We start from the raw sequence: 25700 nt of genomic DNA, 5'->3' as shown, positions 1-25700 counted from the left end.
GATCAGTCGCGGCGGCGGCGTCGGTTCGTGCGGTCGCGTTTGGGACCGGAATCGTCGGTGCCATCCGAGGCCGATGAGAATGCGCCGAGCGTTTCAACGATCTTCTCGAGGCTGGGACGCTCACCACGCGGGCGGGTTTCGAGAGCTTCTTTCATTGCGCGCAGGTGTTCCGGCGTGGTGCCACAACAGCCACCAATGATGGTTGCACCGGCGTCGCGTGCCAAGACAGCGTAATCGCCCATGAGAGCTGGTGTGCCGTCGTAGTGGATATGTCCCTCCACATAGCGCGGAATGCCCGCGTTGCCTTTGGCGATGATGGGGCGCTCGGTACCGTGCGCCGAGAACCCCAACACGGTGCGCAGCAGGTCGGATGCCCCAACGCCGCAGTTCGCGCCAAAGGCCAGCGGGGGATTTTCCAGTTTTTCGACCATGTCGACCATTTGTGCGGAGGTGACGCCCATCATGGTGCGACCGGCGGTGTCAAACGACATGGTTCCGACCCATGGCAGGCCTGCGAGCGTGGCTCCTTCGGCGGCGGCACGGTATTCTTCAGGGGCGGAGATGGTTTCAATCCACGCCACGTCTGCCCCGCCTGCTTTCAGGCCGTCGGCCTGTTCGTGGAACATCTCAACGGCGGCGGCATAGGATAGCGCCCCCATGGGTTCCATGATTTCACCGGTCGGCCCCATAGAACCTGCCACGACGACGATGCGGCCTTCGCGATCGGCAACTTCGCGGCCGATCTCGGCCGCGGCACGGTTCAATTCGCCCACGCGGGTATGGGCATTGTGCAATTTGAGGCGTGCGGCGGTGCCGCCAAAAGAGTTGGTCAGGAAAATGTCCGACCCCGCGTCTACGGCCCCTTTGTAGAGCTGTGTGATGTTGGCAGGTTTGTCGGTGTTCCAAAGTTCAGGCGCATCGCCGGACTCAAGGCCCATGTTGAACAACGTGGTGCCGGTCGCGCCGTCTGCCATCAGCCAGTCACGGGTTTCGAGCAGTTTTGAGAGGGCATTGGTCATTGATCTATCCGGGTGAAGGCCGCACGGGCGGGCAGGAACATGGGCGCGGGTTCGAGGGAGCCCAACGCATTCAGCCGCTCATGTGCCACGCTTGCGCGGGATTTTCAAATCGAATGCAGTCATAAAGAATATGAGCCAGCCGGTTCGGCGCGATTTCGTTGATGGCCGAGTGGCCTGCGTGATCCTGCGCCAGATGTCGATACTGGATAGTACCAGGCCCAGACGGGTAGGGGCCGCGATGTAGAGAGGCTCCCAATTTGGGGCGAAGGCGGATTTGAACCGGCGAAGGCCCTCTGTGCTGTTCTGGGTGAGGGCATGGCGACGTAGGCGTTCGGGGATCGTGGTGTCCCCTGTTCCGCCCCATGGGACCGCTGCCAGTGAAAAGCGTGCACAGCCTTGTTCACGCGCCGCGTCAATCGCGGCCACGATAAGAGCCTGCATCGTACCGCACGGCACATCCGAGGTATGGCGCATGAGGTCGAGCGTCATTTCATTGTGGGTTTCGTGAAATGTCGCAAAGCCGACAAGCTGCCCACCACAGTAGGCGAGCAGGATCCGTTGGCATTGCACGTAGTCGCGAGAATATGTGCCCATTGAAAACCCGCGTTCCCCACCGTGAGCTTGCGCCCAATTCGCGGCAACGCGGTCCATGTCACGCAGTGGCAGATGGGACTGGCCGTGACGGATTTCGACGCCTGCCTCCTGCGCCTTGCGGAGCACGCGGCGCAATTGTCGCCGCTTGGGGGTGTCGAGACAAAACTCGTTTGGGGCAATCCATGCTTCGTCGGCGGTGCGTTTCACGTGCCAACCAGCTGTGCGCGCGCACTTGGCAAATCGGGCGCCGCATTTGTAGATCGCGGGTATCCTATGGGTGGTTCGCGCAACCTGCGTCAGGGTTTGAAGGACACGTCCATGATCGGCGTTGCTTTGCAGGGGGTCGGACAACATGACGAGAGCCTGTCCCGTGCGCGCCACAAGGCCCAGAGGACGCCCATTAGGGGCCGATAGTATCGAAAAGTGACCTGTCCGCAGGAGGAATGCCTCGGCGCGCGGGGCATCTTTGAGTTGCCATTCCACAAGGGGGGCGAGGATAGGTGTTAGGGGCGGCTCTGAAATACATGCCACCACAGCGTCATCAATTGAGCGTGGCCCGCGGATCGCAAACCCCGCCGCGATGATCGCGGGCAGGAGGTAATACACCAACCGGAACGCGAGAACGGTTGCGATCAGCGGTTCCAGAGGTCCCTTAGGCAGAACATGCACGAGGGTTGCCTCAAATGGCCCCAAACCGGCAGGCGTTGTCCCGAGGATGCCTGCGCCGAGGGCGAGGATATAGCCGGTGATTGTCTCAAACAGACCCGCGCTAACTGATGCGGGCAGGAGCACAAAGAAGGCGATCCCTGCCAGAACGGTATCAAGGCCCGTGTAAAATAGGATGGTTGCGATCGTTTTCAGACTAGGCCAAGTGCGTCGCAACATGGATTTCGGCGGGAATACACAAAGCCAGATCGCCAGGGAGGCCAAGCCAAGTGTGCAAAAGGCCAGAGTGCGCAGCCAAGGGATGTCCAGACCGGAGACCAGAACCACGAGGGACGCGATGACTGCCCAGCCCGCCAGAAAAGACAGGGTGACGGTGGCCGTTAGGCGGACCGACTGTTTGAACGACAGGCTCGGCAGCATCCGCCACCGCACGATGGTCCCGAAGACCGCGCCAAATCCCAAAGTCTGCGACAGGGCGATGGCAATCATGCCGGTGCGGGCGGCATATCGTGGCGCGATTCCGGTTCCCAGTTGTGCATGGACCACACGATCATATTGCCCGACGGCCCAAAAACTACCCGCAGAGGCGATCGCGGCCATGAACCAGCGGCTCCATGGGGTTTGCGCCATTTCTGAAGAGATTGCCGCCATATTCAGAGACCCGATACGGTCCCACATCAGGTAGACGATGGATGCCACGAAGAGGAGAGAGGCGGATTGGCGTAGAAAGAAAGCCCGTTTGTCGAATACCGCGCCTGTTGGTTCGGGGTGAGCTACCGCGGTAGCCGTCGTTGTGTCGACTGGTAATGGAAACATTGGCGCAGACTTTCAAAGCAACAGGTAAGGCGGCAAAACCGGACCTCATGCTAAAGAAGTATTCGCCAAGATTCGCTTAACTGCGTAAACTTTGGGTGCCAAGCTGTTCGCCCGGAACGAAAAAAGCCGACGCAGGTGCGCCGGCCTTTTCACAGATTTCAATGTCGGTACGGTGATTCAGTCCGCAGCGATCTCGGCTTTGACTTCGCGCACGAAACCGACACGCATGGTCGCAATCGCTTCACGGGTCGCAATGCCTTCGAGGTCGGCGGCGACTTTGTCGATAACGTCATCATCGCCCGGCTCCTTGAGGTCCGAGGCCACGACAGTCGCAGCATAGGCAGTCGCTTCCTCACCGCTAAGACCGAGTTTCTCGGCGGCCCAGAGGCCAAGACGTTTGTTTGCACGCGCGTCAGCTTTGAACTGCATGACGGAATCATGGGCGAATTTGGCTTCGAATGCGGCTTCGCGATCGTCGAATGTGGACATGGCGGGGTCTCCTCCAAAAAACTCGTTCCTGTTCCATATGCCCGCCCCGCGTAATGGCTGCAAGTCCCCTAAAGGCCGTTAGCGCATGAACATTGCGTGTCACAGCGCCGCGAAGGCCGTCGGATTCCTTGCTTGCGCCGCTGCCTTGTCCTAAAGAGCGGCGATACAGGGGCGATGCTTTGATTCCCGCCCCATGCATTGGAGGCCACATGGCGCGCCGCAAGAAAATCTACGAAGGCAAGGCAAAAACGCTTTATGAGGGTCCCGAACCGGGCACTCTCGTTCAGTATTTCAAGGACGACGCAACCGCGTTCAACGCCGAAAAGAAGGCGACGATCGAGGGTAAAGGCGTGCTGAACAACCGCCTGTCAGAATTTTTCATGACCGGCCTGACCAATCTCGGCATCCCGAACCACTTCATTAAGCGCCTCAATATGCGTGAGCAGTTGATCCGCCAGTGCGAGATTGTTCCGCTCGAAGTGATTGTGCGCAATTTCGCTGCCGGTTCGATGTCCAAACGCCTCGGGATCGAGGAGGGCACACGCCTGCCGCGCCCGATTATCGAATTTTCCTACAAAGATGACGCGCTGGGCGATCCCTTGGTGCCTGAAGAGTACATCATCGCGTTTGGATGGGCCTCACAGCAGGACATGGACGATATTGTGGCTCTGGCACTGCGCGTGAACGACTACATGTCTGGTGTGATGTATGGTGTCGGTATCAAACTGGTCGATTTCAAAATTGAAATCGGACGGGTTTGGGACGGTGATTTCATGCGTCTTATCGTGGCCGACGAAATCAGCCCGGATAGCTGCCGTTTGTGGGATATCGAGTCGGGGCAAAAGCTCGACAAAGATGTCTTCCGCCGTGATTTGGGCAGCCTGACCGATGCCTATACCGAGGTTGCGCGCCGTCTTGGCGTTTTGCCGACCAACGGTCCGGCGCAGATGAAACCGACCCTGATCAATTAATCGATCCTACCGCTCTGAGGAGACTTGCCGAATGAAAGCCCGCGTCACTGTCATGTTGAAAAACGGTGTTCTGGATCCCCAAGGCGAGGCGGTGCGTCATGCTCTGGGTGCGCTCGGGTTTGACGGCGTCGAAGGCGTACGGCAAGGCAAGGTGATCGAGCTCGACTTGGTTCAGGGCACGTCACAGGCCACGGTGAAGGAGATGTGTGACAAGCTCCTCGCCAATGCGGTGATCGAAAGCTACACCATAGAGATGGCGTGAGGGCGGATTGATGAAAGCTGCCGTTCTCCAGTTTCCCGGATCCAACTGCGATCGCGATATGGCCGTGGCCCTGCGCACATCCGGCGTCGATGTCACAATGGTCTGGCACAAAGAGACTGCGTTGCCTGACGGCATCGACGTGGTTGGCGTGCCGGGCGGGTTTTCCTACGGGGATTACCTGCGTTGTGGCGCGATTGCGGCCACCTCTCCGATCTCTGGCGCGCTGAAGGCGCATGTGGCACGCGGCGGCTATGCCTTTGGCATCTGCAACGGGTTTCAGGTTCTGACCGAAAGCCACATCCTGCCCGGTGCCTTGTTGCGAAACGCAGGGCTGAAATACATCTGCCGCACCACGCCTTTGGCCGTCGAGACCACCGATAGCCCCTATACGCGTGGCTATTCGCAGGGCCAACATATCGCCATTCCGATCGCGCACCACGATGGCAACTACACCGCCGACGTCGACACGCTCGACCGGTTGGAGGGGGAGGGCCTTGTGGCGTTCCGCTATCTCGACAACCCCAACGGCTCGGCGCGCAATATCGCCGGAATCCTGAGCGAGAATCGTCGCGTGCTCGGCATGATGCCCCACCCCGAGCGGGCTTTTGAGGCCGCGCATGGCAACGAAGATGGCCGTCACTTCTTCTCCGGCCTGGTTGATGCGCTCGTCTCTGCGTGAGGCGCACAGGCGAAAAGCCGCTTAAAAAGGATGGGATAGGGGGGGACGCTTTGGCAGCGCCCCTTGCTCTTGGGCGCATGGCGGGCGTAACTTCACCCCATGGCTGAAGCGACACCGCATGGCGACCCGGAGGCACCGCGCACGCTGACCTGGACGGGTCGGTTGGCGTTGTTGTTGTTTGTTGGCGTGGCCATCGTGGTGATTTGGTTCACCAACGTCTTTTTGACCGAACGCTACACGATCCTGACGCGAAATCGCGCAGAGGTGCGACAAGCGCTCTATGCGGGCAACCTTTTGTCTGAGTTGCAGCGTAACTCCATCGTGCCATTGCTGTTGTCACGTGATCCGGTTCTTGCGGGTGCGCTTTCGGGCGACGACTTTTCCCAGACATCGCAACACCTGATCTCCTACGTCGATGAAATCGGCGCGGCGGGGATCAAGCTTTTGGATGAAACCGGTCGTGTTGTGGCAGCCACCAATCGCCAGTTGCTCGGCGCCAATGATCGGCAGGCACCGTATTTCGTTGATGCGCTGCGTTCCAACGACACCATTTTCAAAGCGACGCCGCAGGACAGTGGTGCCTTTCGGTTTACCTATTCGCGCCGCATCGAGATCGGGACGAGCCTCGCCGGTGTGATCGTGGTCGAGGTAGATTTGGCCAAATTCGAGGTCGCGTGGTCAGGCATTTCGGATGCGGTGATCGTGGTGAACTCCGAGGGCACCATCATTCTGTCCACCGAGCCACGTTGGCGATCGCGCACGGAAGAAGAGGCCCTTTCCCTGCGCAATGCGCCAACCGCAATCGAACGGGCAATCCGTGCGACGACGGACTGGGCGGATACGTCGACGGAGGTCTATCTGGCGGGTGAGGCGGTGATGCGTCTGGAAAGCCGGATGCCGTTTCGCGGCTGGCGGATCACATCCTTTACTACCTACTCCAGCGTGCGCGAGCGGGTGAACGGATTTCTGGCGCTCGAAATCATGGGGTTTGCGATCCTGCTGTCGGGTATCTTTTACCTGACCTCCCGTCGCGCGGTCTCTCGTGCGGGGCTGTTTCAGCGCGAAAGCGAACAGTTGCGCCAACTCAACGCCGCTCTGCAACGCGAGGTCGCGGAACGTAAACGGGCCGAAAAGAGCCTTGAAGTGGCAGAGCAAACCATTGCCCAGTCGTCAAAGCTGGCGGTGCTGGGGGAAATGTCTGCCGCCGTTAGTCATGAGCTCAATCAACCTCTGGCCGCGATGAAGACCTATCTGGCAGGGGCAAAATTGCTGATCCGTCGCAAAAGACCGGAGGAAGCCTTGGCGTCCTTTGGGCGCATCGACGATCTGATCGAACGCATGAGCGCGATCACCAAGCAGCTCAAATCCTACGCCCGAAAAGGTACCGGTCGGCTCGATCCGATTGATCTGCGCGACTGCGTGAATTCCGCATTGTCGATGATGGAACCGCAGATGAAACAGCGCGCCGTCGCTCTGACGCGGACATTGCCGCCCGAACCTGTCATGGTTGAAGGGGATCGCGTTCGCCTCGAGCAGGTGTTGGTCAACCTGTTGCGTAACGCGTTTGACGCCGTGAAAGGGGTCGGGGATCCTGTGATTGACGTCATGGTTGCGGGCGGGCCACACGCGACTGTGTCCGTGCGTGACAACGGATCGGGCATCGAAGACCTCGACACTCTGTTCGAACCTTTCTACACGACCAAGGCGCCGGGTGACGGGGTCGGGCTGGGGCTCGCGATTTCTTCGGGGATTGTCACGGAGCTCGGGGGCCGCCTGACCGCCCGCAATCGCCCCGCTGGAGGCGCGGCATTCGAGATGACCCTTCCGATCGCTTTGGACGCGGTCGATGCAGCGGAATAACGACGCCCGTGCGATGTTGTGCGCGCGGCGGAAAGGACGGAGGACGCCTTTATGGCGACAGCTATGAAAATCGCAATTGTTGACGACGAACAGGACATGCGCCAATCGATCAGCCAGTGGCTGGCGCTTTCGGGATTTGACACCGAGACATTTCCTTCCGCCATAGAGGCGTTGAAGGTGGTGGGCGCGGATTACCCCGGTGTGGTGATTTCGGATATTAAAATGCCGGGCATCGACGGGATGCAGTTCCTCAAAAAGCTCATGAGTCTGGATAGCGGATTGCCGGTGATCATGATTACCGGCCACGGGGATGTGCCGATGGCGGTGGATGCCATGCGTGTCGGTGCCTTTGATTTCCTCGAAAAGCCATTCGATCCCGACCGCATGACGGAGCTCGCAAAAAAGGCGACCAATGCGCGCCGCGTCACGCTCGACAGTCGCGCGTTGCGCCGCGAGTTGGGCGACGGCACGGGCATCATGAAGAAACTTATCGGTGCGTCGCCCGTCATGGAGCGGTTGCGCGAGGATATTCTCGATCTCGGGCAGGCGGACGGTCATGTGCTGATCGACGGCGAAACGGGGACGGGGAAGACCCTCATCGCCCACGCGCTCCATGCCGTCGGTGCGCGCGCCACGAAGAAGTTCGTCACCTTTGCCTGTGCGGGCCGAGAAGAGCCGGAGTTGGCCAAGCGTCTGTTTGGCCCTGACCCCGACGGTCAGATCATGCCGCTTATCGAAGAGGCGCGGGGGGGCACATTGGTTCTGGAAGACGTCGAGGCATTGCCAATGGCTCTGCAGGCGCGTCTGCTGACCTGGATCAACGATCAGGGCATGCCCGCCGAAACGCGGGTGATCGCCATCTGCAACCTGCAGGAACAGGGCAAAACCTGTGAGAGCGCTCTGCGCCCCGACCTCTATTTCCGGCTCGCGGCGATGAAAATCACCACGCCGCCGTTGCGCGCGCGCGGAGAAGACATCCTGACGCTTTTCACACGTCTAAGCCAACAGTTCTCCGAAGAATACGGCTGCGATGCGCCAGAGATCACCGCACAGGAAGCCGCGCAGTTGCTGCAGGCACCTTGGCCGGGCAATATCCGACAACTTATCAATGTGGCCGAGCGCGCAGTGATGCAGAACCGGCGCGGGTCGGGCTCAATTGCTTCGCTTCTTTTGGCCGAAGATGATGGTCCCGATGCGCAAACCATGACCACCGAGGGCAAGCCGCTCAAGGAATATGTGGAAGCCTTTGAGCGGATGCTGATCGACAACACGATGCGTCGCCACAAAGGGTCGATTGTCGCGGTGATGGACGAATTGTGCCTGCCGCGCCGCACGCTCAATGAAAAGATGGCGAAATACGGGCTTCAGCGCTCGGACTACCTTTAAACCTATGCGCGCATGGGCGCCTTGAGGGGAAGGCTGCCGGTTGTCCCGAGGCGGCTTGCGAAATTGCAGGTTGTAATCGTGTGTTTGCGCCATTACTGATTTTAGATGCACGCTCCCATCCGCAAATGCGGGTAAGCGTGTTGACAAGATTCGCTGCCCTCAGGCGTCGCGCTGGCCCCGTATTATTCGTGAAAAGCCGCCCGTCTCCGGTGCAGACCGATAGCGCCGGTCGGCATGACAAAACCACCGGCATATGTACGTCCCGATAGCCTTTTATGTGAGGCACGGGAAGAAAATGGGCGCGGGCCGCATTGCGGGTACGCGCCGGAGAAGCAACGCGATGACGCGCGCACAGGCAAGATCTAGACTGGAACAGGGCGTAAGTGCCCTTTCAGCATTGTCCGCTGTGTGCCTCGCCCCCAACAATCATCCACATCACTCTCTCGCGCCGATTGGTGCGAGGCGAAGCGTGTCGGGTGACGGAAGAACCATACAATGGCAAAAAAAATGCTCATCGACGCCACCCACGCGGAAGAGACCCGCGTCGTGGTGGTGGACGGCAACAAGGTCGAAGAATTTGACTTTGAGTCCGAAAACAAACGCCAGCTCGCTGGCAATATCTATCTAGCAAAAATTACTCGGGTCGAACCGTCGCTTCAGGCGGCCTTTGTCGATTACGGCGGAAACCGTCACGGTTTCCTCGCCTTTTCGGAAATCCACCCCGATTACTACCAAATTCCGGTTGCTGATCGCGAAGCGCTCATGGCCGAAGAACTGGCCTTTGCGCAGGCTCAGGAAGAAGAAGAAGACAAACCCAAACGGTCCCGCCGCCGGTCGCGGTCGCGCTCCAAGGCCGAAGATGTTAAAACCGATGACGCCGTGGAGACCAAAGAGGTCTCCGGCCTCGAAGTCGTAGAGACCGAAGATCAGGATGGCGATCAGGCGGTTGCTGGCGACGAAGCCGGTGCTGCGTCCGCAGAAGAGGGGCTTTCGCCCGCTTTCACGGTTGCCGACACACCCGTTGAAGAGCCCGAAGAAGATCAGGCCGACGCCGCTGAGGCAGAGGATGCGTCCGACGATCAAGACGATGGCGACAGCGACGGGGACGACGCCGACAAAGATCCCTCGATCGAAAGCGTTGCCGACGATGACTCTCCTGAGGACATCCGTCCCGTGCGCAAACCCCGCGCGCGTAAATACAAGATTCAGGAAGTCGTCAAAGTTCGCCAGATCATGCTGGTTCAGGTCGTCAAAGAGGAGCGCGGCAACAAAGGCGCGGCTCTCACGACCTATCTCTCACTGGCCGGTCGTTATTGCGTTCTGATGCCAAACACCGCCCGTGGTGGTGGTATTTCGCGCAAAATCACCAACGCCGTCGACCGCAAGAAGCTCAAAGAAATCGCCTCCGAGATGGACGTGCCAAAGGGCGCGGGTCTCATCGTGCGCACGGCGGGTTCGCAGCGCACCAAGACCGAGATCAAGCGTGACTACGATTATCTCAAGCGGATGTGGGAACAGATCCGTGAATTGACGCTCAAATCCGGTGCGCCCGCTAAAATCTACGAAGAGGGCGACCTGATCAAACGGTCGATCCGTGATCTCTATTCCAAAGAGATTGACGAGGTGATCGTCGAAGGCGAGGCCGGATATCGGACCGCCAAAGACTTTATGAAGATGATCATGCCGTCGCACGCCAAAAACGTGAAAAACTACGGTGACCAGCTGCCGCTTTTCGCCCGCTACCAAGTGGAAAGCTATCTGAGTTCGATGTTCAACCCGACGGTTCAGCTCCGCTCGGGCGGCTATATCGTCATCGATGTTACCGAAGCGCTTGTCGCGGTCGATGTGAACTCCGGTCGTGCCACGAAAGAGGGTTCGATCGAGGAAACCGCGCTCAAAACCAACCTGGAGGCGGCCGAAGAGGTTGCACGTCAGGCCCGTCTGCGCGATCTCGCCGGTCTCATCGTCATCGATTTCATCGATATGGAAGAGCGCCGTAATAACGCGGCCGTTGAAAAGCGTCTCAAAGACAAACTGAAAACCGATCGCGCCCGCATTCAGGTCGGTCGTATTTCCGGTTTTGGTCTGTTGGAAATGTCGCGCCAGCGCTTGCGCCCGGGGATGTTGGAGGCCACGACACAGCCCTGCGCCCATTGCCACGGCACGGGTCTCATTCGCTCGGACGACAACATGGCGCTCACGATTTTGCGTCAGCTCGAAGAAGAGGGCACCCGCAAGCGGTCGCGTGAAGTTCTATTGTGTGCGCCAGTGGCCATCGTCAACTATCTGGTGAACGTCAAGCGCGAACACATCGCCCAGATCGAAGCCCGTTACGGTATGGCCGTGCGGATCGAGGCCGATCCGTCGATGATCTCGCCCGACTTCACAATCGAAAAATTCAAGACCGCGACGCGTGTGATTGCGACTGAAAGCGCGCCCGTGATCTCTGCCTCGTCTGCGCTGATGGATGACATCGACAACGAAGGTGATGTGGATACAGAAGAGGTCGACGTCGAAAAGCAGGAAGCTGCTTCCCAGTCCGCACCACAGGGCGAGACCGGGGATGACGAAGACAAACCGAAGAAGCGCCGTCGTCGTCGTCGTCGTCGCGGTCGCGGCAAGTCGGGTGAAAACGGCGAGAATGGCGAGAATGGCGAAAACGGTGACAATGCTCAGGCCGACGGTGCCGCCGATGCAGATTCTGGTGCAGTGACGGCTGAAAAGTCCGAGCCGGTAGAAGACGCAGCCGAGGCTGCTGAGGAACCCGCGCCGAAACCCAAACGCACCCGTACCCGGTCGCGCAAACCAAAAGCAGATGCGGTTCAGGAAGAGGCCGCAGCCGAGGTAGCCGTTGCTGCAGAGGCACCGGCCGAGGACGCGCCCGCCGAAGAAGCGGTTGCACCCAAGCCTAAACGCACACGGAGCCGTAAAAAGGCAGCGGTAGAGCCGACCGAGGAGGCCGTGGAAGCACCCGAAGTGGCAGTGGAAGCTGCCGAGCCTGCGCCAAAGCCAAAGCCGAAGCGCACGCGTAGCCGCAAACCCGCCGCAGACACAGTCGCAGCTGTTGTAGAAACCGCAGATGCGGAAACCACGGCAGAGGTTGCCCCGCCTGCGGAGCCTGAACCGGTTGCGAAAAAGGTGGAAGTTGCCGAGGCGGTGCCGGCCGCAGCGCCCGAACCAGAAGCGGCCAAAAAGGAAGATGAGCCGTCGAGCGGGCCCAAGCGGCGCGGTTGGTGGAGCATGGGTCGCTAAGGAGCGCCATAGAGATTAAAAAGGGCCCGCCATTGCGCGGGCCTTTTTCTTTTGTGGATGGCACCTTACGCGAAAGTGAGTGGCTGCGACACAACAGGTTCTGGTCAGGTGCGCCCGCGTGTGGCAAGAGCACTCCTATGTTCGGGATCGATCTCTTTGATGCAACGCTGCTGCCGGCGATGCTTGTCGCGTTGGCGGCGGGCTTTGCGTCCTTTATCAGCCCCTGCGTCCTGCCGATTGTGCCGCCCTATCTGGCCTATATGTCGGGCATTTCTATGGGCGAATTGTCTGAAAAGGGCGGGAGCCGTCGCGCGATCGTGCCCGCACTCATGTTCGTGCTCGGGCTTTCAACGGTGTTTCTGTTCCTCGGGTTCACGGCATCGGTGTTCGGCGCGTTCTTTTTGCAGAACCAGGTCCTGTTTGGCCGGATATCTGGGGTCGTCATCATTGCGTTGGGGCTGCATTTTCTATCCGTTTACCGGATCGGGATCCTTGATCGTGAGGCGCGCTTGGATGCGGGTGATCAGGGAGGGACCGCATTTGGGGCCTATATCCTCGGTCTCGCGTTTGCGTTCGGATGGACGCCCTGCATCGGCCCGCAGCTCGGCGCAATCCTGTCCATCGCCGCACAAGAAGGCTCGGTAAGCCGCGGCACCACGCTCTTGGCCACCTATGCAGTCGGGCTGGGATTGCCGTTCCTGTTATCGGCCATCTTTATCACCCGCGCGATGGGCGTCATGAACCGCCTCAAACGCCATATGGGGATAATCGAGAAGGTGATGGGCGCGATGTTGGTGTTGGTAGGACTGATGCTGGTCACAGGCGCGTTCTCGCGTTTCTCCTATTGGCTGCTCGAAACTTTTCCGGCTCTCGCGACAGTCGGCTAGGGGCTTATCAAGGTCACGCTGGTGGGCTAGGCTTGTCTCAAAACAGGCGGGCGCGCGAGAATGGGCGATCAGAATACGGGGCAGGTGAGACGGCGGCGGGTGTTTTACATCCCCGGCTACGACCCGATGCCACCGCGCCGCTATCGCGAGCTGTATCGCACAGAAGGCGAAAAGCAGGCGAAAATATCGGATTTCACGTTCGACCTTACCCGCCGCGAAGGTGCCCGGTTCGGGTGGTCGGTTGAGGCCGAGATCGAAGGTCAGACAACGCATACTGAATTCGAGATTCTCGAATGGGCCGACATCGTTCAGGACAGCATGCGGGCAGGGGTGTTTGGCACCTATGCGATCCTGCTGCGCACGGCGTGGATTTACATTTCCACGGGCACTTTATTTGATCTGATGAAACTGCGCAGGGGGCCAGTTATCGCCGCGCTCTACCCAGTCGCCATCCTGACAATCCAACTGTTGCTCGCACTCGCATTGTTCGGGGTTGTCTACGCGATTGGTGCGGGCATTGGCGGCGCAGCGCGCGGTCTCGCCGCTGTCTTGGGCCTAGGTGCGGCCTACGCTTTATTGGTCTGGTTCAAAAGGATCGATGGTAAGTTTTTTGCCTATTATCTGATGCATGATTACGGGTTTTCCGCGCGTTGGCGAGGGGCAAATCCACCAGCCCTGCGCGAGCGGATGGATGCGTTTCGCCACGATATCGCAGAGGCGCTTTCGCAACCTTTTGATGAGGTTCTTGTGGTGGGCCATTCGTCTGGCGCGCATCTCGGGATAGAAATTCTCGCGGACCTGATCCGGCGCGAAGAGGTCGGGGAGGGCGCTGCGCAATTGTCGTTCCTGACGCTCGGTCAGGTCGTTCCAATGGTGTCTTTCCTGCCTCAAGCGTATGAAATCCGTCGGGATTTGCGCTATCTTTCGCAGACAGAGAACCTGTTCTGGGTTGATGTTACTGCTCCGGGGGACCCGTGTTCGTTTGCGCTATGTGATCCGGTTCAGACCACTGGTGTTGCCGGTAAAAACCAGCGCCATCCATTGATCCTGTCTGCGGCTTTCTCACAGACGCTGTCTTCGGAATCGCTCGCCGCTATGAAGCACCGGTTTTTCAGGCTGCATTTCCAGTACCTCTGCGCCTTCGATCATCCGCAGTCCTACGACTACTTTCGCGTGACGGCGGGACCGCAGACGCTTGCGTCACGGTTTGAGGGCGAGGTGGCGAGCCCGAGCCGGATTACCCGTCCGGTCAATCGCCACAGGACGATGGCCCAATGACCGGTCGTCTCACCCCGCCAAAGCCGCGTGCGCGCCCCGACAAGGTCGGGCTTTTTGCCTATTTGCGATTGTTCCGGCGCGATATTTTGTCTGCGCAACCAGCGAAGCTCTACCGTGCGTGGATGGCCGAATTCCGCACACCGTTCTTTCGCTCCTATCTGGTGAACCAGCCCTCACTTGTGAAAACCGTGTTGAACGAACGGCCTATGGATTTTCCCAAATCGGATCGGGTGGCCGAGGGCCTGCGTCCTCTGTTGGGCGACAGCGTGTTTTTGACCAATGGCGAGACGTGGAAGCGGCAGCGGCGTATCATCGATCCGGCGTTCGAGGGCGGGCGTCTGCGCGATACTTTCCCTGCGATGTTCGCCGCCGCGCAGGAGGCCGTTGAACGCCTGTCTAAAGAAGAGGGGGCGTTTGATGTCGAGCCACAGACCTCACATGCCGCCGCGGACGTCATTTTCCGCACGCTTTTTTCCATCCCGATTACCCATGGCACGGCGCGCGCCGTTTTCGAGCAATTCCAGACCTATCAGCGCGCGCAACCCATTCTGAATATTGCGGCCTTTTTGCCTTTGCCGCGTTGGATGCCGCGTCTTCACGGTGCCAGAACCCGCAAGAGTGCGCGCGAAATCCGCCGCTTGATCACAGAGATGACCGCGACGCGTGCGCGCGAAATCGCGGCGGGTACCGCGCCTGACGATCTGGCGACCAAGATCATGACGACCGTCGATCCTGAAACCGGCGCGACCTTTGACGATGGCGAGATGGTGGATCAGGTCGCGATCTTTTTCCTCGCAGGTCACGAAACCTCGGCGTCTGCACTGGCTTGGGCACTATGGCTGCTCGCCGCCGACCCAGATGCGCAGGAACGGGTTGCGGCGGAGGGCGCGCAATTGGGCGATGCGCCCGCGTTTTCGGATCTGTCCAAACTGCGGTTCACGCGGGACGTGTTTCGCGAAACGTTGCGTCTCTATCCGCCCGTGCCGATGATGGTACGTGAGGCGTCGTGCCCTGTCCGGTTTCGCGAACGTGACGTGCCCAAAGGGGCGCAGATCGTGTTGTCACCGTGGCACTTGGGGCGACATGAACGGTTTTGGGATGATCCCGATGTGTTTGATCCCGACCGGTTTGGCACAGAAAACGGCAAACAGTGCCTTCGCGACGCTTTCATACCGTTCTCTTCCGGTCCCCGCGTGTGCACAGGTGCCGGCTTTGCGATGGTTGAAGGACCGCTTTTAATCGCGATGATTGCGCGTGCCTTCCGAATTTCCATTGTGGCGGGGCGTGAACCGGTGCCGGTCGCACATCTAACCGTCCGTTCGCGAGATGGCATTTGGATTCGGTTGGAAAAGCGGCAATGATGGCTTTATCGCGGATCACAGCCTCGCAGCACGTTTGTTCGCCTTTGTCGCCAAAGCGCCGGACATTGTCCCTCAGTTATCTCGGCTCCCTTGAGTTCGCGAAACCTGCGTTCTACACATTCAGCGAAGACAGAATAACAGGAGCCCTAGGCCCATGCGTGTAAATCGCGATTTGATCGAGACAATCGGGAACACTCCCCTGATCCGCCTCAAGGGGCCATCAGAGGCGACCGGCTGCGATATTTTTGGCAAAGCGGAGTTCATGAACCCCGGTCAGTCGGTAAAGGATCGCGCGGCGCTCTACATCATCCGTGATGCGGTTGCCAAAGGCCTTTTGAAGCCGGGCGGCACGATTGTCGAAGGGACCGCGGGTAATACCGGCATTGGTCTCGCGCTTGTGGGGGCTGCAATGGGGTTCAAAACCGTCATTGTGATTCCCGAGACACAGTCCCAAGAGAAGAAGGACATGATCCGCTTGGCAGGGGCCGAGTTGGTTCAGGTGCCAGCTGCGCCCTATCGCAATCCAAACAACTACGTGCGCTATTCCGGTCGTCTGGCCGAGGAACTGGCCAAGACGGAGCCTAATGGCGCGATTTGGGCGAACCAGTTCGACAATACGGCCAACCGGCAGGCCCACGTCGAGGGCACCGGTCCGGAAATATGGGATCAGCTTGACGGCAACGTCGACGGGTTCATCTGTGCGGTGGGCTCCGGTGGTACGCTTGCGGGTGTGGGTATGGCGCTACAGCCAAAAGGCGTGAAAATCGGTCTTGCCGATCCGATGGGTGCCGCGCTCTATAATTTCTACACGAATGGTGAGCTGAAATCCGAGGGTGGTTCGATCACCGAAGGGATCGGGCAGGGTCGGATCACCGCCAACCTCGAAGGCTTTACGCCCGACATGGCCTATCAGGTCCCCGATGAAGAGGCCTTGCCGGTTGTGTTTGATCTTTTGGCCAAGGAGGGTCTGTGTCTTGGCGGCTCGTCGGGCATCAATGTTGCCGGCGCCATGCACATGGCGCGCGAAATGGGGCCGGGCCACACCATCGTGACGATCCTGTGCGACTACGGCACGCGGTATCAATCGAAACTCTTCAATCCCGAGTTTCTGCGCGAAAAAGGGTTGCCGGTGCCCGAATGGCTGGCGCGTGACCCGCTCGACCTGCCAGACGTATACGCATCGTGATGCGTCGGTTCTTCGCAGGTTGGCTGCTGTGTCTGGCTCTGTTTCTGGGCCCGACGCTCGGCTCTGCGCAGGACGCGGTTGTGCCCAATTACACCGGATGGGAGGTTGTGGCCTCCGAAGTGGAAAGCCAGCTCGACCTCGCCCAGACATCTGACACCACGCTAGAGTCGTTCCGTAAAACCCTTACGGATTGGCGCGCGGAATTTTTGGAGGCCCAGAGCACCAACGCCGCGCGGATTTCGACCCTGCAGGCGCAGATCGCCGCGCTTGGGCCCGTTCCAGAAGATGCCACGAGTGAATCCGACGAGGTGGCGGCGCGCCGCGAAGCTTTGCAGGTTCGCCTTGACGAGGCACTCGCGCCGGTGCGCACGGCAGAAGAGGCCTATGCGCGTGCAGATGCGCTCATCACCGAAATCGACACGACACTTCTGGCGCATCAGGCGGATATGCTGACGCAGCGCGCGCCATCGCCCCTTTTGCCGTCTCTTTGGGGTGGGGCACTCAGCGCGCTCGGCGGCACCTTGTCCAAAGCCTGGGCCACCGTGCGCGATAATGCGGCCAGCGACAGTGCGCGCGAAACCTTGTCCAGAAACGGCCTGATGATTGCCTTTTATCTCGCTGTGGCGATGGTACTTGTGGCGCGCGGGCGGCAGTGGACCGAACGTTTTACCCAATCGATGCGTGAACGCGTGCGCGGTGCGGCGGGGCAGGGCGTGACAGGGTTTGTGACCTCTCTTAGCCAGATTGCGGTGCCGGTTCTGGGTCTATTCGCCTTTGCGGAGGCCGCGAAGTCTTCAGGCCTTCTGGGCCAGCGTGCGGAGTTGTTGGTGCAGGCTGTGCCGCAGATCGGTATGGCCTATTTCGTGGCCCGCTGGGTCATGGGGCGTCTGTTCTTTGGCACGGGGTCTGGGGATGCTGTGCTCGACATGACGCCAAAAGCGCGGCGTGAATTTGTAGGTCAGGCAACGCTGGCAGGCACATTGTGGGCGCTGCAGAACGTCATCACCCAACTTTCGACCATTGATTTGTATGACATCGGGACCGAAGCGGCGTTGACGTTCCCGCTAATCCTTCTGGGGGCCTTTGCGCTCTACCGGATTGCGGTCCTCTTGGGCCGGGCGGCACGGTTGCCCGATCCGATGCCTTTGGACGAGGACGCGCCACCGCAACTTGAGCCATCGACCGGACAGGGCTTTGTGCCCTTGATCGCGCGCACGGTCGCGCGGGCTTTGTTGGTTGGGTCGCTCCTCGCGGTTCTTTTGGGGGCGCTCGGGTATATGACGGCCGCCAAGGCGATTATCTTTCCGGCGATCCTGTCGCTCGGGTTGATCGGTCTCCTCGTGGTCCTGTCCCGTTTGCTCGGGGATATTTACGGGCTGATTACAGGGCAACCCGATCGGGCGCGCGATGCGCTCATGCCGGTGCTATTGTCCTTCGCGCTGCTGCTGGTCTCGCTGCCCGCCTTTGCTTTGATTTGGGGGGTGCGGGAGGAACGATTGTGGGAACTCTGGGCGCGCATGCGCGAAGGGGTCGCGATAGGTGAGGCGCGTGTTTCGGTCACCGATTTTCTGACTTTCGTTGTCGTTTTCGCGCTGGGACTTGCGGTGACGCGGCTGTTCAAAACGGCGCTGAAAACCGCTGTTTTGCCCAAAACCAGTCTCGATAAGGGTGGCCAGAACGCGATGGTCGCGGGGGCGGGCTACATTGGCGTGTTCCTCTCTGCGATTGTGGCAATCACTGCAGCGGGTATTGACCTGTCGGCTCTCGCCATTGTCGCGGGCGCGCTCTCCGTGGGGATCGGTTTTGGCCTACAGAACATCGTCCAGAACTTTGTCTCGGGGATCATCCTGTTGATCGAGCGCCCGATTTCAGAGGGCGATTGGATCGAAGTCGGCGGCCAGATGGGGTTTGTGCGCGATATTTCGGTGAGGTCCACACGGGTCGAAACCTTTGACCGCACAGACGTGATTGTTCCCAACGCCGACCTCATTTCGGGGCAGGTGACCAACTATACGCGCGGCAATTTGATCGGGCGCGTTACCGTGCCGGTCGGGGTGGCATATGGCACGGACACGCGACGGGTCGAAGGCATCCTGATGGAGATTGCCCGCGCGCATCCGATGGTAACCCTGAACCCCGAGCCGCAGGTTCACTTCATCGGTTTTGGGGCGGATTCTCTGGACTTTGAAATTCGCGCCATTTTGAGGAATGTAACGTTCGTGATGTCGGTCAAAAGCGATCTGAACCACGAGATCGCCAGCCGCTTTGCCGCGGAAAACATCGAGATCCCCTTTGCGCAGCGTGATGTCTGGCTGCGCAATCCAGAAGCCTTGCGCGCCCCGCCACAGGGAGACCCACAAACATGAGTGCGTTTTTGTTTCGCGATGATCCGTACCTGACCGAAGCCCCTGCAAAGGTGCTTACCGTGACGCAGGAGGGGGGCATCGTGCTGGATCGCGCTCTGTTCTACCCGACCGGCGGTGGCCAGCCCGGGGACAGCGGGCGCATCACTTGGGCTGGTGGCACGATGAATATTGCGACCGCCGTGAAGGGGCCGACGGGCCATGTCGTCCTTGTCCCGTCCGAACCCGGGACCCTGCCTGAGCGCGGCGTGGACGTCATGCAATACCTCGACTGGGACCGCCGACACCGCCACATGCGGGTGCACACCGCGCTCCACCTCCTGTCGGTCGTCATTCCATTGCCGGTGACGGGCGGTGCGATCGGGACTGAAAAAGGTCGGCTGGATTTCGACATGGAAGAGCCCCCCGCAGATCGTGACGGGATTGAAAGTGCGTTGAACCGTTTGATCGAACAGGATTTGCGGGTCACGGAAAGCTGGATCACGGATCAGGAATTGTTGGCGAATCCTTCCATTGTGAAGACCATGTCCGTGATGCCGCCCACCGGCGAAGGGCGTGTTCGCCTCATTCGGATCGGGGAAGGGGCAGGGCAGGTGGATCTGCAGCCCTGTGGCGGGACGCATGTCGCGCGAACCTCAGAAATCGGACGTATTCGCCTCGGAAAGATCGAAAACAAAGGGCGTCAGAACCGCCGCGTTTCGATCCATCTCGACTAAGCCATTTCTGCGCGTCACATGAGCGTCAGAAAACCTTCACCTTCGTGTCGATGCGGGGTTGCATCCTCCCCATCCGTTTCTTATAGACGCCGGCGGAGAGGTGGCCGAGTGGTCGAAGGCGCACGCCTGGAAAGTGTGTAGGCGGGGAACCGTCTCGAGGGTTCGAATCCCTTCCTCTCCGCCACCATACAGTTTTGGTCGGTTTGAATGGGTCGCCTTTGGCGGCCTTTTTCTGTTGCTCCCTTGGGTTCGCCGCAACTGCCGGTTTGGTCGCATGTTGCCGGGGTTTTCGGTCTGCGTTCGATTGCGGGTACGAAACATGGCGGCGCTGAGCGGGAAGCTAACAAAGAAGCTCGTCGAGAATCCGGGGCCGGAGTCACCAACCTTGTAATTCGCACGCCGATAGACTAGGTGTGTGTTACGAAAGTTGCGGTTCTCTGCGGCATAGGCGCATCAGCCTGCAAGAGTGAACCACAACCCTCCATCATGAAAATTCAGCTGTCACGCCCTGTAGTAGGGATCTGATGTTTGGGAAGGTTGCCGATGTCATCGCGCACGACCACGTCAGGTGTGACATTTCTTCAGCCGTTTGTGGTCGCAGGATACACTGATGAACCGCCTGCGGGCGACTGCGAAGTGTTGGCAGACGACGACATACTGAGCCACAGCTGCGAGGCATAGAGACAGACAGCGACGTTTCTATTGATCAAGATGGCCCGCTGGAAAGTCGAAGTGCGCGCAGTGGAGCAGCGAGGCCTGGAGTTGGCATTGGCGCAGGATCAGGCCGACGCAACGACAAACGAAGTCAAAAATAGTGCGGCGGCGCTTTCTCCGTCAAAGGATCGAAAATGACATTTCCCGAATGGACGAAACCCGGCGTTTACGGAGCCTTGGTTGGCGCAGTTGCTGTCTCAATTCTTGGCTTCACGTGGGGAGGCTGGACGACTGAAGGTGGCGCGGAAGAAATGGCTGATAGCTTTGCCTCAGAGCAAGTCACTCTGGCGATGGTGCCGGTTTGTTTAGATCTTTCAGAAGCTGATGCAGAACGCACCGCAAAACTGGAGACACTTCAGGAAGCGTCAAGCTATCAGCGACGCAATGCGATGATGGAAACAGGATGGGCCACATTGCCGGGCACTGAAGACCCGAACCGTGATCTGGCCGACGCATGTCTTGCGAAGCTTGCCTTAGATGGATCGTAAATCACAACTCACAGAGCCTTGCGGTCCACATCCAATCGTGGCCTTCGTCCCTACGCTAATTCCAACAGTCATGGCCCTATTTGTCGGTTCAATTTTCGCGGTCATGCCTTCTATTCTACCTGCCTTTGCCCAACCCGACGCACAGCCAATTTCCGAGAGCGCCAGCGCCAAAAATTACGGTGATGGATGGGATTGCAACGTTGGCTACCGGCCGAACGAAAATGCCTACGTAGGTTTGGTCGCGCCGCAAAACGCATATGCCACGAACCGGTCCAACGGTCCCGGATTGGAGAGCCTGCATGGGTTTCGCAAAACCGATGGCCCATGTCAGGAAATCGTACTGCCAACGAGTGCGTATTGGGCAGATACCTCAGATGGCTCCGGCTCGACGTGCGAACGCGGGTTTGAACGAACCGGCGACCAGTGGAGGCCCTTTTGGTTCCGGCCAACGCCTTTCTGAACAGATCAGGAAACGGGCCGCATTGAACATATGGGCCGCCTGTTGTTCCTGAAAACGCGCATCTGGACAGATCGGGCCACCGCCGGGACTGCGACAGGAATTTTCAAAAATCAAAGGGGCAGTGCGAGCTGAACCAATAGGCGCGAGCCACGGCACCTATTCACTCCAAAATGCGCAGGTGCAGACGCTTCTGGCCTCCGTGCCACCGTATCAAGGGAAATCAAAATGGAAACCAAATCTGACACTGTCGATACCATCCGCTGCCCCACAAAAAGGGCGCAAGCGCCACCAATAACACAGATCAAACCCGCAAGCCTGACGTCTGGCAGGCAGGTCCCAGACTCACCGACGGCAGTCGTCTACTGCGAAGGGAATTTCGCGCAAATTGATGGCAAGACTGCGAACGGCCTTGTCCGCCATTCACAAGCGTATCGCATCCTTTCTGTCATCGACAGCACCTATCGCGGACAAGACAGCGGATCCGTTCTCGACGATAGGATGAACCAAATACCGATCTTTGGTCATCTGGAGGCGGCGGTCGCCCATGAAGCCGTCACTCCCGATACGCTGATCTATGGGATGGCCCCCTCGACAGGGCGTCTCTCGACTGCGGACCGAGGCGTTATTCTAAAAGCGATTGAGCTTGGCATGAACATCGTAAGCGGGCTGCATGAGTATCTGAGCGATGACAGCGAAATAGCCAATGCTGCTTTGGGGCGAAATGTCACGATCCGCGACATCCGCAAGCCGAAACCCAGCAAGGACATGCGCCTGTTTGACGGCAGCGTCGCACGTGTCAAAGCACTACGGATTGCGGTTCTTGGAACCGATTGCGCGATCGGGAAGCGAACAACGGCAACTGTTTTGGCGCGGGCCCTGAATGCAGAGGGTATTAAGACAGTGCTTGTCGGCACGGGTCAGACTGGCCTGATGCAGGGCGCAAAATACGGGATCGCAATGGATGCCGTACCGCCTCAATTCTGCTGCGGCGAACTTGAAGGCGCGATTGTTGCGGCTTCTGAAGCGGAACAACCCGATGTTATTTTGATCGAAGGCCAGGGCGCATTGAGCCATCCCGCGTTTTGTACATCCGCCTTTATCTTGCGGGGGAGCCAACCGGATGCTGTCATCCTTCAGCACGCGCCGAAACGTGCTCATCGCTGTGACTTTCCCAATATGCCGATGCCATCTGCATCAAGTGAAATTGAACTAATCGAAGCCTTTGCCGATACACAGGTCATAGGTATCACTCTCAATCACGAGGGGATGTCTGATGCTGAAATCACCGACACCATTGCGGCGCAGTCGCAGAAACTTGGACTGCCGGTAACAGATGCATTGGCCCGACCGACTGCACATTTGCTTGCGATGGTCGTCGCCACATACCCCGGCTTGGCACAAATGCCGTCTATGGCCGCGATATGAGCTGCCCGCGCATCGAGGTGGATCTCAGCAAGATACGTCGCAATACGCAGACCCTGGTCAAGCGTCTAGGCCCGTGTGGGGTCGGCGTCACTGGCGTGACCAAAGCGGTCTGTGGGCATCCTGCGATCGCTCAAGCCATGCTCGATGGCGGGGCAGTGGGGCTTGCCGATGCGCGGATCAGCAATGTTCAAAGGTTGCGTGCGGCAGGCATGACAGGCCCCATCACTCTGATCCGTTCGCCGATGTTAAGTCAGGCCGACCAGGTCGTTCAGTCCTGCGAAGAGAGCTATAACACAGAGATCTTGGTCATTTCAGCGTTGGCTGCCGCCGCGATCCGCAATGGCTCCGTCCACGGTATTGTCCTGATGGTCGAAATGGGTGACCTTCGCGACGGAATATCACCCGAGAACCTTGCAGATGTTGCCAAGCAAGTCGTGCAATTGTCCGGGGTCGCGTTGAAAGGGATAGGCGCGAACTTTGCCTGTTTGAACGGGCTTGGCCCGACTGCTTTGCAAATGGCCACTTTTTGCGACCTTGCGAATGAGATCGAGAGTAAATGCGGCCCAATCCTCAAGGTGGTGTCTGGAGGCAACTCAGCCAACTTGCCTTGGGCGCTTGGTGAACGCGCGACGGGTCGTGTCAACGACCTCCGCCTGGGCGAGGCGATCCTTCTGGGTGTGGAGCCAGTTTCTGGTGACCGGATCGGCGGGATGCACGCGGACGCCTTCACCCTTGTTGCCGAAGTTATCGAGACGGGTGCAAAACCCATGCCTTCGCCTAGTGCCCGCATCGATCCAACTACAGAACGACTTCGCATTGTGAAGACCGGTGCTGCCTCTGCGCGCATGATCCTCGCGATGGGGTATCAGGACACCGACATTCCGGGGCTTTCAATGCCTGTTGGAAGCACATTGATCGGTGCTACCAGCGACCATCTTGTAATTGGAACACCCCGAACCCCGCCAAAGGTCGGTTCCGAGGTGAGGTTCCAGATGAACTACACTGCGTTGATGCACGCCATGGCCGCTCCGGACATCGAAGTAGAATTCATGTGCAATCCACACACACAACCAACACGGCACTCCCAAGGTAAGATCGACACCCTAGCGCTGGTTTGAAAGACCTCGCTTGGTCCAGCCGACGCTAAACCACAAAGGAAACTGAAGAATGACGAAACTCACAAAGAACACTCTATTCAAAGCATATGACTCCAAACCCGAAACCCCGATGGATAAGACGACGCGTGTCGTCAGACAAATGGTCGATGAAGAAACGGAACAGCGTGACGCCAGGATTTCCCGACTGCGCAACGCTCGCCTTGAAAGAGAAGCGAACAAGCCAGCTGGAGGCAAAGCTTCCGAAGCGTCCAAATCGCGTCGCTCGAAAGCCGCTTCAACGCGGTAGTTGAACTTCGGCTGTTTTGTGTGCGTTAAGTGCTCCGCCGGGAAACAGGCACCTCAATCAGACTGAAATCGGCCAAGGCTGTTGCGAGACCTTCCAATTGTTCCAGCCGATCACAAGGATCCACCCATGACAGACGCAGACCGTTCCTCAGAAAAAATCCACTATATCTGCCAGACTTATGTTGGAACCAAGGCTGGAACCAATGGGCAGGCAGGCCTGAAAATTGGCAAGCAGTTTGAATATTCCACAGCGTCAGAGGCAATAAGCAGAGCCGAACGCGAGGCTCTATCCGAGGATTGCGCAGGCGCCGACGCCTACATGATTACCGAAGATCCAGCCAGCGGAGAAGTCGGCGACCCAAGTTTCCTTGTAAGGCTAGGCAATGTCCCGGAGTTGGCCGACTTTTAGGATCCCGAATACCCGCGCCCTTTCCGGAGTTCGTATCCCTCAAACGTGACAAAGCACTGGTTAGTGGTAGATTTGAAGGCGAGGCACCTCCTCGATCCAAGCTGTGCAAACCAAAACGCAGCCATTCCATAACCCGCCGCCAACGGCAGCTATGTTCCGCTTAGCTGACCTACATGACAATTGCAGCGAAGCTCTGGTTTGAGCCCAGAGTGACGGATGCTGCAACACGCTTGAATGTCTCTTATGGGGATTTTGAAGTACGCGGTAAGACTTCGAAACTGCCTGCCTCACCGAAGATCACTTCCCCATCTGCAATTGTACGATGGGGAATGCCGTTCTTCATGAAGAAGTCCTTGGCTACATTTGCCGCTTCAGACTCAGGGTGATCGGACTGGAAATGCGGAACTATCGAAAAATCAATCCACTTCATCCCGCTCCAAACCACTTCTTTTTGGTAGCCGTTAGGCACTGCCTCAGGGTCGTCCATTAGGTCGATCCCGCTGAGTGATGGAGAGGCGACAACTGCTCCGGCACTGAAACCACCATAGGCGATGTTGCCGGTTTTAAGGTGTTGGGTCGCAGCAGTATCGAAACCTGACAAAGCCATAGCTCTCCGTAAAACGAAAGAATTCCCGCCAAGCGCCCAAACAAGATCACATTCCAATAGATGTTTGGCTAAGTCATCTTGCTGTCCAAAGTATTGCCTTAGGTCTAAGTCAGTTACCTGGCAACCGTAGTCCTCAAGCTCTCGATTTGGGTCGTAGACTTCAGCTTTATGTTTCAATCTAGATGCCGCTGGGAAAACATCTAAAGCGTTCGCGACGACAAAGACCCTTGGCGTTTTGGGCAGGGCTGAAAGTAGTTTTTCGAAGTGATCACCGAGACGATAGGAAGACAAATATAGCATAAACAAACATGCCTTAAGCCAGCTTAAATTACCAGCGGACTGAACAAACCGGACATAGAAGAGTCAATGTTAAAAGTCCGCTCCGTCCCGCAGTTCAGACATCTACGGC

Annotated in this window: 21 protein-coding genes and 1 tRNA gene; 18 read left to right on the top strand and 4 right to left on the bottom strand. The window is 58.5% G+C overall.

Annotated elements, in window-relative coordinates:
* Window positions 1–2 precede the first annotated feature (2 nt).
* From bmt to ABD815_RS14905, 3 genes are all read right to left on the bottom strand, one after another.
* The gene (gene bmt, locus ABD815_RS14915; protein ID WP_344848494.1) at window positions 3–1019 is read right to left on the bottom strand and encodes a betaine--homocysteine S-methyltransferase; all 1017 of its coding nucleotides are present in this window, start codon (window positions 1017–1019) and stop codon (window positions 3–5) included.
* A 78-nt stretch (window positions 1020–1097) separates the two neighbouring features.
* Complete coding sequence (locus ABD815_RS14910; RefSeq protein ID WP_344848492.1) at window positions 1098–3095, bottom strand: phosphatidylglycerol lysyltransferase domain-containing protein; 1998 nt, start codon at window positions 3093–3095, stop codon at window positions 1098–1100.
* A 177-nt stretch (window positions 3096–3272) separates the two neighbouring features.
* Window positions 3273–3584, bottom strand: a complete 312-nt coding sequence (locus ABD815_RS14905) for a DUF1476 domain-containing protein (RefSeq protein ID WP_344848490.1) — start codon at window positions 3582–3584, stop codon at window positions 3273–3275.
* Between the two features lie 209 nt (window positions 3585–3793).
* On the opposite strand from ABD815_RS14905, the gene purC reads away from it, so the two are divergent.
* The 18 genes from purC (at window position 3794) to ABD815_RS14815 (ending at window position 24684) form a co-directional block, all read left to right on the top strand.
* Entirely contained in the window at window positions 3794–4555 is a 762-nt protein-coding gene (gene purC / locus ABD815_RS14900; RefSeq protein WP_344848487.1) for a phosphoribosylaminoimidazolesuccinocarboxamide synthase, read from the top strand.
* Between the two features lie 31 nt (window positions 4556–4586).
* Window positions 4587–4817, top strand: a complete 231-nt coding sequence (gene purS, locus ABD815_RS14895; RefSeq protein ID WP_344848484.1) for a phosphoribosylformylglycinamidine synthase subunit PurS — start codon at window positions 4587–4589, stop codon at window positions 4815–4817.
* 10 nt (window positions 4818–4827) lie between these two features.
* On the top strand, window positions 4828–5496 hold the full coding sequence (gene purQ, locus ABD815_RS14890; protein ID WP_344848481.1) for a phosphoribosylformylglycinamidine synthase subunit PurQ: 669 nt from the start codon (window positions 4828–4830) through the stop codon (window positions 5494–5496).
* Between the two features lie 99 nt (window positions 5497–5595).
* Window positions 5596–7356 (top strand): sensor histidine kinase, encoded by a 1761-nt coding sequence (locus ABD815_RS14885; protein ID WP_344848478.1) that lies wholly within the window; start codon window positions 5596–5598, stop codon window positions 7354–7356.
* 51 nt (window positions 7357–7407) lie between these two features.
* Window positions 7408–8742: a sigma-54-dependent transcriptional regulator gene (locus tag ABD815_RS14880; RefSeq protein WP_344848475.1), complete on the top strand. Its 1335-nt coding sequence runs from the start codon at window positions 7408–7410 to the stop codon at window positions 8740–8742.
* Between the two features lie 495 nt (window positions 8743–9237).
* Window positions 9238–11994: an Rne/Rng family ribonuclease gene (locus tag ABD815_RS14875; RefSeq protein WP_344848472.1), complete on the top strand. Its 2757-nt coding sequence runs from the start codon at window positions 9238–9240 to the stop codon at window positions 11992–11994.
* 137 nt (window positions 11995–12131) lie between these two features.
* Window positions 12132–12881, top strand: a complete 750-nt coding sequence (locus ABD815_RS14870; RefSeq protein ID WP_344848469.1) for a cytochrome c biogenesis CcdA family protein — start codon at window positions 12132–12134, stop codon at window positions 12879–12881.
* 60 nt (window positions 12882–12941) lie between these two features.
* Window positions 12942–14159 carry a hypothetical protein gene (locus ABD815_RS14865; RefSeq protein WP_344848466.1) on the top strand — a complete coding sequence of 406 codons (1218 nt, stop codon included), beginning with the start codon at window positions 12942–12944 and terminating at the stop codon, window positions 14157–14159.
* Window positions 14156–15520, top strand: coding sequence for a cytochrome P450 (locus ABD815_RS14860; RefSeq protein WP_344848463.1), 1365 nt, complete (start codon window positions 14156–14158; stop codon window positions 15518–15520). The genes ABD815_RS14865 and ABD815_RS14860 overlap by 4 nt, the downstream gene beginning before the upstream one ends.
* A 154-nt stretch (window positions 15521–15674) precedes the next feature.
* Entirely contained in the window at window positions 15675–16706 is a 1032-nt protein-coding gene (locus ABD815_RS14855; RefSeq protein ID WP_344848459.1) for a cysteine synthase A, read from the top strand.
* On the top strand, window positions 16706–19072 hold the full coding sequence (locus ABD815_RS14850) for a DUF3772 domain-containing protein (RefSeq protein WP_344848456.1): 2367 nt from the start codon (window positions 16706–16708) through the stop codon (window positions 19070–19072). Before ABD815_RS14855 ends, ABD815_RS14850 begins: the two co-directional genes overlap by 1 nt.
* Window positions 19069–19785 (top strand): alanyl-tRNA editing protein, encoded by a 717-nt coding sequence (locus ABD815_RS14845; RefSeq protein ID WP_344848452.1) that lies wholly within the window; start codon window positions 19069–19071, stop codon window positions 19783–19785. The genes ABD815_RS14850 and ABD815_RS14845 overlap by 4 nt, the downstream gene beginning before the upstream one ends.
* A gap of 94 nt (window positions 19786–19879) precedes the next feature.
* Window positions 19880–19969 (top strand) — tRNA-Ser (locus ABD815_RS14840).
* Window positions 19970–20633: 664 nt separating this feature from the next.
* Window positions 20634–20987, top strand: a complete 354-nt coding sequence (locus tag ABD815_RS14835; protein ID WP_344848449.1) for a hypothetical protein — start codon at window positions 20634–20636, stop codon at window positions 20985–20987.
* 685 nt (window positions 20988–21672) lie between these two features.
* Window positions 21673–22872 (top strand): N-acetyltransferase DgcN family protein, encoded by a 1200-nt coding sequence (locus tag ABD815_RS14830; RefSeq protein WP_344848447.1) that lies wholly within the window; start codon window positions 21673–21675, stop codon window positions 22870–22872.
* Window positions 22869–23990, top strand: a complete 1122-nt coding sequence (locus ABD815_RS14825; RefSeq protein ID WP_344848444.1) for an alanine/ornithine racemase family PLP-dependent enzyme — start codon at window positions 22869–22871, stop codon at window positions 23988–23990. Before ABD815_RS14830 ends, ABD815_RS14825 begins: the two co-directional genes overlap by 4 nt.
* Window positions 23991–24039: 49 nt before the next feature.
* Window positions 24040–24276, top strand: coding sequence for a hypothetical protein (locus ABD815_RS14820; protein ID WP_344848442.1), 237 nt, complete (start codon window positions 24040–24042; stop codon window positions 24274–24276).
* A 126-nt stretch (window positions 24277–24402) separates the two neighbouring features.
* The gene (locus ABD815_RS14815) at window positions 24403–24684 is read left to right on the top strand and encodes a hypothetical protein (protein WP_344848439.1); all 282 of its coding nucleotides are present in this window, start codon (window positions 24403–24405) and stop codon (window positions 24682–24684) included.
* Window positions 24685–24925: 241 nt separating this feature from the next.
* On the opposite strand, the gene ABD815_RS14810 is transcribed toward ABD815_RS14815, so the two are convergent.
* Window positions 24926–25591 (bottom strand): Type 1 glutamine amidotransferase-like domain-containing protein, encoded by a 666-nt coding sequence (locus ABD815_RS14810; RefSeq protein WP_344848436.1) that lies wholly within the window; start codon window positions 25589–25591, stop codon window positions 24926–24928.
* Between the last annotated feature and the right edge of the window lie 109 nt (window positions 25592–25700).

The sequence above is a fragment of the Celeribacter arenosi genome, from assembly GCF_039539485.1.
GTDB lineage: Bacteria > Pseudomonadota > Alphaproteobacteria > Rhodobacterales > Rhodobacteraceae > Celeribacter > Celeribacter arenosi.
The sequence above is the reverse complement of the archived record's forward strand: the minus strand, read 5'-3'. Positions and strand labels throughout refer to the sequence as shown.